Below are 7,105 nucleotides of genomic sequence, written 5' to 3'. Positions count from 1 at the left end.
AACCCACCCCGCCCCGCCAAACCCTCAACCCAGCTGTTGCCGTTGCCGTTGCTCCGGCTTCAAAAGCGGGTGCAGGGCCGCAGGCCCTGCAATGCAAAACCTTACTTGCCCCGCAGCCGGCTGTGCCTGAAGCCGTAGCAGAAATAGATCACGAAGCCGACGAACGTCCACACCCCCATCAGCATCCAATTGTGCATCGTCATCGCCGACAGCAGCGCCAGGCAGCTCAGCACGCCCAGGCTGCAGATCAGCCAGGCCATCGGCATGCGGAAAGGGCGCGGCAGGTCCGGTTGGGTGCGGCGCAGGATCAGCACGCCGGCGCAGACCGCCGCGAACGCAATCAGCGTGCCCATCGAGGTCAGCTCGCCGAGAATGTCCAGCGGGAACAGCGCCGCCAGCAGCGCGATGCCGATGCCGGTGATCACCGTGTTGATGTGCGGGGTGCGGTACTTCGGGTGGATCCTGGTGAACACCGGCGGCAGCAGGCCGTCGCGGCCCATGATCATGAAGATGCGCGGCTGGCCGATGATCATCACCAGCACTACCGATGACAGGCCGACCAGCGCGCCGACCTCGACCACCCAGCGCAGCCAGCCCAGCTGCGGGTGTGCGGCCACGGCAGTCACCACCGGCTCGTCGGTGCCCAGCAGCTGGAACGGCACCAGGCCAGTCATCACCGCGGCCATCGCGATGTAGAGCACGGTGCAGACCACCAGCGACAGCATCATGCCGATCGGCATGTCGCGCTGCGGGTTCTTGGATTCCTGCGCCGCCACCGAGACCGCCTCGAAGCCGATGTAGGCGAAGAACACCATCGCCGCGCCACGCAGCACGCCTTCCATGCCGTACTTGCCGGGGCCTTCGTTGGCGGGGATGAACGGCGTCCAGTTGCTGGTGTCCACGTACTTCCAGCCGACCACGATGACCAGCAGGATGAGGCCGGTCTTGAGCACGACCATCGCCATGTTCATTGCCGATGACTTGCTGATGCCGACGTAGCACAGCCAGGTCAGCAGCAGTACCAGCGCAGCGGCCGGCAGGTTGGCGATAGCACCGGTGGGGCGCAGCTGTGCGTCCAGTGGCGCACTGACCAGCGCCGCCGGTAGATGGATGTCGAACTGGCTGAGCAGGCTGAGGAAGTAGCCGGTCCAGCTGACCGCCACCGCCGATGCAGAGACGCCGTATTCGAGCACCAGCATCCAGCCGATGAACCAGGCCGACAGTTCGCCGAAGGTGGCATAGGTATAGGTGTAGGCGCTGCCGGAGACCGGCACCATCGAGGCGAACTCGGCGTAGGCCAGCGCGCAGAAGGCGCAGCAGATGGCGGCCAGCACGAACGACAGCATGATCGCGGGGCCGGCGTGGTTGGCGGCGGCCTGGCCGGTGATGACGAAGATGCCGCCGCCGATCACCGCGCCGATGCCGAGGGCGGTCAGCCCCCAGGGGCCTAGGTGGCGGCGCAGGCTCAGGCCGTTGGCGTCTTCATGGGCGGCATGCGGGTGCTTGGTGGCCCACAGTTGCTTGAACATGTGTGGTGGTCTTGTCGAAGCGCGCCAGGAGCGGCGCGCGGGGAAAACGGACGGGCCGGCGCGAGGCCGGCCGTAGGCGGATCAGGGCGACTTGGCCAGCTTGCTGTTGCGCATGCCGTAGCCGAGGTAAATCAGCATGCCCAGCACGGTCCAGCCGACGAACAGGTGCCAGTGCACCACGAACGCCTGCCAGAACAGGAACAGGCAGGCCGCGGCGCCAAGCGGGCAGATGATCCACACCGCCGGTACGCGGAACGGGCGATGGATCTCCGGCTTGGTATAGCGCAGCACCAGCACGCCGATGCAGACGGTGGCGAAGGCCAGCAGGGTGCCCATCGACACCAGTTCGCCGAGCACGTTCAGCGGCACCAGGCCGGCCAGCGCGGCGGCGATCACGCCGACCACGATCGTGGCCCAGTAAGGCGTGCGGAACCGAGCGTGGACCTTGCCGAAGAACTTCGGCAGCAGGCCGTCGCGGGAAATGGTGTAGGCGATGCGGGTCTGGCCCATCATCATCACCAGCACCACCGAGGACAGGCCGGCGATGGCGCCGATCTCGACCAGGGTCTTCAGCCACGACAAGGTCGGGTAGGGCTCCAGTGCGGTGGCCACCGGCTTGTCGGTGCCCAGCAGGTGGTACGGCATCATGCCGGTCAGTACCGCGCAGACGATGATGTAGACGATGGTGCACACCGCCAGCGAGCCGAGCAGGCCGATCGGCATGTTGCGCTGTGGGTCTTTGGTTTCGCCGGCGGCGGTGGAGACCGCATCGAAGCCGATATAGGCGAAGAACACGATGGTGGCCGCGCGGAAGATGCCGCTCCAGCCGAACTCACCCGGCACGCCGGTGTTTTCCGGGATGAACGGCTGCCAGTTGGCCGGGTCGATATGGGCCGCGCCGATGCCGATGAACAGGCAGATGACGGTGACCTTGATCGCCACGATGATGGCGTTGACGAAGGCCGACTGGGTCACGCCCACGTACAGCAGGCCGGACACCGCCGCCACGATCAGCACCGCAGGCAGGTTGAACAGCTTGCCGGAGGAGACGAACTCGCTGCCGGTCCAGGCGATGGGCGCGGCGCTGAGCAGGTCCGGGAACGGCATGTGCAGCGTGGTGGTGATGAAACTGATCAGGTAGGCCGACCAGCCCACCGCGACCGATGCCGAGGCGAACAGGTACTCCAGCACCAGGCACCAGCCGATGAACCAGGCCATGCCTTCGCCGAGGGTGGCATAGGAATAGGAATAGGCACTGCCGGAGACCGGCATCATCGCCGCGAACTCGGCATAGCACAGGCCCGCCAGCGCACAGGCGAAACCGGCCAGCACGAACGACAGCATGACCGCCGGGCCCGCGTGGTTGGCTGCGGCCTGGCCGGTCAGCACGAAGATACCTGCGCCGATCACCGCACCCACGCCCAGCAGGATGAGGTGTTTAGCCGTGAGGGTCCGTTTCAACGTGGCTTCGCCGTCCAGGCTGCCTTCGATGGGTTCGCCGGCATCGACGTGCCCGGCCGGCTGGACCGGCTTGACCCTCAACAGAGCTTTCAGCATGCAGTACTTCCTAGTGATCGGATGGGGTGGGCGGCCGATACGTTGCCGGCTGCCTTGAATGGTGAAGGCCGTGCGAACAGCCCGCTGTACCTTAGCCAAAGCTGAAGCCAACGCACAAGCGCAATCGCAACAATGAACGGCGATAATGAGCAGTATTTTTCCGGACCGCCCCCATTCATGCGCCAGACCGCCGAAACCCTTGCCGTGCTTGACGATCGCCTGCGCGGTCTGTTGCGGGACTATGCCCGCCGCGAGCCCGCCCACGACGCACTGGCTGCCGAATTCGGCACATTGCTGGATGATCCGGAAGATCCGTTCCGGCGTGAGCGGCTTGCAGGCCACTTCACCGCGAGCTGCTGGCTGGTCAGCGCCGACGGCCAGCGCCTGCTGCTGACCCACCATCGCAAGCTGCAGCGCTGGCTGCAGCTGGGTGGCCACGCCGACGGCGACCGCGACCTGGCCCAGGTGGCGCTGAAGGAGGCCGAGGAGGAGTCCGGCCTGAGCGGGCTGGTGCTGGAAGACCCGGCCATCTTCGATCTGGACAAGCACTGGATTCCGGAGCGCAAGGATGTGCCGGGGCACTGGCACTACGACGTGCGTTTCGTGATCCGCGCGCTCGGTGGCGAGGCATTCGTGCTCAGCGAGGAGTCACTTGACCTGGCATGGCGGCCGGTGACCGAAGTCGCGGCCGACCCCGAATCGGATGAATCGATGCAGCGCATGGCGCGCCGGTGGCTGGCACGTTGATGCTCTCGGACGGCTGTGCCGCGTTTGTTGCGGCTCATGCCTGTGGCGAGGCGAAGCAGGATGCTGCCCTTGCGATGATCAAGGCTGCATTGCCAGTCATCACATGCATCGACTGGGAGCGCGTGCCATCGCGCCTGGAGGTCCCCGGGGTGGGGCGGGAGCGGCTGGCGCAGGAGTTGAGCGCCATTGCAGATGCTGTTGGCTTGCCAAGCGAGGCTGCGTTGACGGTTGTCCAGGTGGATGGGGCGGTACCTTCACTGGGCAGCCGCCTGCAGGACTGGCTGGCTCATGCCGAGGAGCTGGATTTCGTCGATACGCTGTTCCTGTCGATGGAAGACAGGGTTCTGATCCATTGGGACTTTTACAAGAACCTCCACGCCGTAAGGTTCTGAGGTGTTCCATCCACGCCATGCGTGGATGGCGCGATGCCGGAAGCAATCCGCCGGGGCATGCCCGGCGACGCCTTGCTCAATACAGAATGCGCGTCCGCAGCGTGCCCGGAATCGCGGCCAGCTCGTCGCGCACGGCGGCGGCCTGCGCCTCGCTGGCGGTGATGTCGATCACCACGTAACCCACCTTCGGGTCGGTGCGCAGGAACTGGCCGTCGATGTTGACGTTGTGGCGCGAGAAGATCTCGTTGACCTTGGACAGCACGCCCGGCACGTTCTGGTGGATGTGCAACAGGCGCAGGCTGTCTTCGTGTTCGGGCAGGGTCACTTCCGGGAAGTTGACCGCCGACAGGGTGCTGCCGTTGTCGCTGTAGCGCACCAGCTTGGCCGCCACTTCCACGCCGATGTTGTCCTGCGCTTCCAGCGTGCTGCCGCCGACGTGCGGGGTGAGGATGACGTTGTCGTGGCGGGTCAGCGGCGATTCGAAGATATCGCCATTGCCCTTCGGCTCGACCGGGAACACGTCCAGCGCGGCGCCACCGACGTGGCCGCTGGTCAGGGCCGCGTCCAGCGCATCGATGTCGACCACGGTGCCGCGCGCGGCGTTGATCAGGTGCGCGCCCTTGCGCATCTTCGCCAGCTCGGTGCTGCCGATCATCCACTGCGTGGACGGGGTCTCCGGCACGTGCAGGGTGACTATGTCGGCGCGCGCCAGCAGATCGTCCAGGCTGGCCGCTGCACGCGCATTGCCCAGCGCCAGCTTGGTTTCCACGTCGTGGAAGATCACCTGCATGCCCAGCGATTCGGCCAGCACGCCGACCTGGGTGCCGATGTGGCCGTAACCAATGATGCCCAGCGTCTTGCCGCGCACTTCATGGCTGCCGCTGGCTGACTTCGACCAGCCGCCGCGATGGCATTCGGCGTTCTTCTGCGGAATGCCACGGGTCAGCATGATCGCCTCGGCGATCACCAGTTCGGCCACGCTGCGGGTGTTGGAGTAGGGCGCGTTGAACACCGGGATGCCGGCCAGTTCGGCCGCGTCCAGGTCGACCTGGTTGGTGCCGATGCAGAAGCAGCCCACCGCGATCAGGCGCTTGGCCTCGGCCAGCACCTCGGCGCTGAGCTGGGTGCGCGAGCGGATGCCGACGATGTGCGCCTCGGCGATGCGCGCCTTCAATTCGTCCTCGGGCAGTGCCTTGGTGTGCGCCTCGATCTGGCTGTAGCCGGCCGCGCTGAACACCTCCACGGCGGTCTGGCTGACCCCCTCCAGCAACAGCACGCGGATATCCTGCTTTGGGAACGAGGTCTTCTTCGGCGACATGGGGCAACACGGCCAGTGGGACAGGGGCCAACCACTATGCCAGATCGCAGCGCTCATGGTGCGGTGCGCAATTGGTTGCATCCGTAGCTATCTGCCTGCTCGCAGGGCTGGACGCTGGCGCGTGCCGCTGGCACGCTTGCCCGTTCTTCACGCCCCGCGCTGGACCGTCATGACCGATTCCCGCATTGCCTCGCTGCAGCAGGCCTGTCCCGGCCTGAAGCTGAAGACCGACCCGGCCGACCTGGAGCATTACGGGCGCGACTGGACCCGGCGCTGGACGCCGGCGCCGTTGGCGGTCGCACTGCCGGCCACGGTCGAGGAGGTACAGGCGGTGATGCGCTGGAGTGCGGGTGAGGGCGTGCCCGTGGTGCCGTCCGGCGGCCGTACCGGCCTTTCCGGTGGCGCGGTGGCGGCCAATGGCGAGCTGGTGCTCAGCCTGGAGCGGATGAACAAGGCGCTGGCCTACGACGCGGTCGATCGCACCCTGGTGGTGCAGGCCGGCATGCCGCTGGAGGCCGTGCACAACGCCGCGCTGGACCACGGCCTGATCTATCCGGTGGATTTCGCTGCACGCGGGTCGTGCACGATCGGCGGCAACATCGCCACCAATGCTGGCGGCATCCGTGTGATCCGCTACGGCAACACCCGCGAGTGGATCGCCGGGCTGAAGGTGGTTACCGCCAGCGGCGAACTGCTGGAGCTCAACAAGGGCCTGATCAAGAACTCCAGCGGCTATGACTTCCGCCAGCTGCTGATCGGTTCGGAAGGCACGCTGGGCGTGATCGTCGAGGCGACAGTGAAACTCACCGATCCGCCGCCAGCCAGCAACGTGATGCTGCTGGCCGTGCCCAGCTTCGAGGTGCTGATGCAGGTGTTCGCCGCGTTCCGCGCGCGCCTGCAGCTGCAGGCCTTCGAGTTCTTCACCGACCGGGCGCTGGAGCACGTGCTGGCGCATGGTGCGCAGGCACCGTTCGACGAGGTGCACCCGTATTACGTGGTCACCGAGTTCGCCGCCAACGACGAAGCGCAGGAAGCGGCGGCGATGGCCGCCTTCGAGGACTGCATGGGCAACGGCTGGGTCAGCGACGGGGTGATCAGCGCCAGCGACGCCCAGGCCGCCCAGTTGTGGCGCCTGCGCGAAGGCATCACCGAATCGCTGGCGCGCTACAAGCCCTACAAGAACGACGTCTCGGTGCGGATCTCGGCGATGCCTGCGTTCCTGGCCGAGACCCAGGCACTGATCGGGCAGGCCTACCCACACTTCGACGTGGTCTGGTTCGGCCATATCGGTGACGGCAACCTGCACATCAACGTGCTCAAGCCCGACGACACCAGCGACGCCGATTTCGTGGCGCAGTGTGAACACGTGACCAAGCTGTTGGCGCAGGTGCTGGCCCGGTTCGATGGCAGCATCTCGGCTGAACACGGCATCGGCCTGGTCAAGAAGGGCTACCTGGACAGCACCCGCGGCCCGGCCGAGATCGCCCTGATGAAGGCGGTCAAACGTGCGTTCGATCCCCAAGCGCGGCTGAATCCCGGCAAGCTGTTCGACGTTTGAGCCG

General features: G+C 66.2%; 6 protein-coding genes. 3 read left to right on the top strand and 3 right to left on the bottom strand.

Features of this window, described 5'->3' with window-relative positions; all coding sequences use genetic code 11:
- Positions 1–101: 101 nt before the first annotated feature.
- Both O0J15_RS07030 and O0J15_RS07025 read right to left on the bottom strand, forming a co-directional pair.
- Positions 102–1,529, bottom strand: coding sequence for an amino acid permease (locus O0J15_RS07030; protein ID WP_053500013.1), 1,428 nt, complete (start codon positions 1,527–1,529; stop codon positions 102–104).
- Positions 1,530–1,610: 81 nt separating this feature from the next.
- Positions 1,611–3,086, bottom strand: coding sequence for an amino acid permease (locus O0J15_RS07025; RefSeq protein ID WP_005416354.1), 1,476 nt, complete (start codon positions 3,084–3,086; stop codon positions 1,611–1,613).
- Between the two features lie 132 nt (positions 3,087–3,218).
- Here O0J15_RS07025 and O0J15_RS07020 point away from each other — a divergent pair, with 132 nt between their 5' ends.
- Together O0J15_RS07020 and O0J15_RS07015 are read left to right on the top strand one after the other, a co-directional pair.
- Entirely contained in the window at positions 3,219–3,833 is a 615-nt protein-coding gene (locus O0J15_RS07020) for an NUDIX hydrolase (protein WP_308305365.1), read from the top strand.
- Entirely contained in the window at positions 3,833–4,225 is a 393-nt protein-coding gene (locus O0J15_RS07015) for a hypothetical protein (RefSeq protein ID WP_021204533.1), read from the top strand. The genes O0J15_RS07020 and O0J15_RS07015 overlap by 1 nt, the downstream gene beginning before the upstream one ends.
- 76 nt (positions 4,226–4,301) lie before the next feature.
- Here the strand turns inward: O0J15_RS07015 and serA are convergent, their stop codons facing one another.
- A complete protein-coding gene (gene serA, locus O0J15_RS07010; RefSeq protein ID WP_308305364.1) occupies positions 4,302–5,543 on the bottom strand; it encodes a phosphoglycerate dehydrogenase in 1,242 nt (413 codons plus the stop codon).
- Between the two features lie 169 nt (positions 5,544–5,712).
- Here serA and O0J15_RS07005 point away from each other — a divergent pair, with 169 nt between their 5' ends.
- The gene (locus tag O0J15_RS07005) at positions 5,713–7,101 is read left to right on the top strand and encodes an FAD-binding oxidoreductase (protein ID WP_019661445.1); all 1,389 of its coding nucleotides are present in this window, start codon (positions 5,713–5,715) and stop codon (positions 7,099–7,101) included.
- Positions 7,102–7,105 lie beyond the last annotated feature (4 nt).

Origin of the sequence: Stenotrophomonas sp. Sm10 (genome assembly GCF_030985515.1) — a bacterium.
Taxonomy (GTDB): domain Bacteria; phylum Pseudomonadota; class Gammaproteobacteria; order Xanthomonadales; family Xanthomonadaceae; genus Stenotrophomonas; species Stenotrophomonas hibiscicola.
Note: the sequence above shows the minus strand (reverse complement) of the source record. Positions and strands in the feature narration are given on the sequence as shown.

Excerpts from the sequence above, each read along its gene's own strand:
- O0J15_RS07030 (WP_053500013.1), bottom strand. The coding sequence starts at position 1,529 with ATGTTCAAGCAACTGTGGGCCACCAAGCACCCGCATGCCGCCCATGAA.
- O0J15_RS07025 (WP_005416354.1), bottom strand. The coding sequence starts at position 3,086 with ATGCTGAAAGCTCTGTTGAGGGTCAAGCCGGTCCAGCCGGCCGGGCAC.
- O0J15_RS07020 (WP_308305365.1), top strand. The coding sequence starts at position 3,219 with ATGAACGGCGATAATGAGCAGTATTTTTCCGGACCGCCCCCATTCATG.
- O0J15_RS07015 (WP_021204533.1), top strand. The coding sequence starts at position 3,833 with ATGCTCTCGGACGGCTGTGCCGCGTTTGTTGCGGCTCATGCCTGTGGC.
- serA (WP_308305364.1), bottom strand. The coding sequence starts at position 5,543 with ATGTCGCCGAAGAAGACCTCGTTCCCAAAGCAGGATATCCGCGTGCTG.
- O0J15_RS07005 (WP_019661445.1), top strand. The coding sequence starts at position 5,713 with ATGACCGATTCCCGCATTGCCTCGCTGCAGCAGGCCTGTCCCGGCCTG.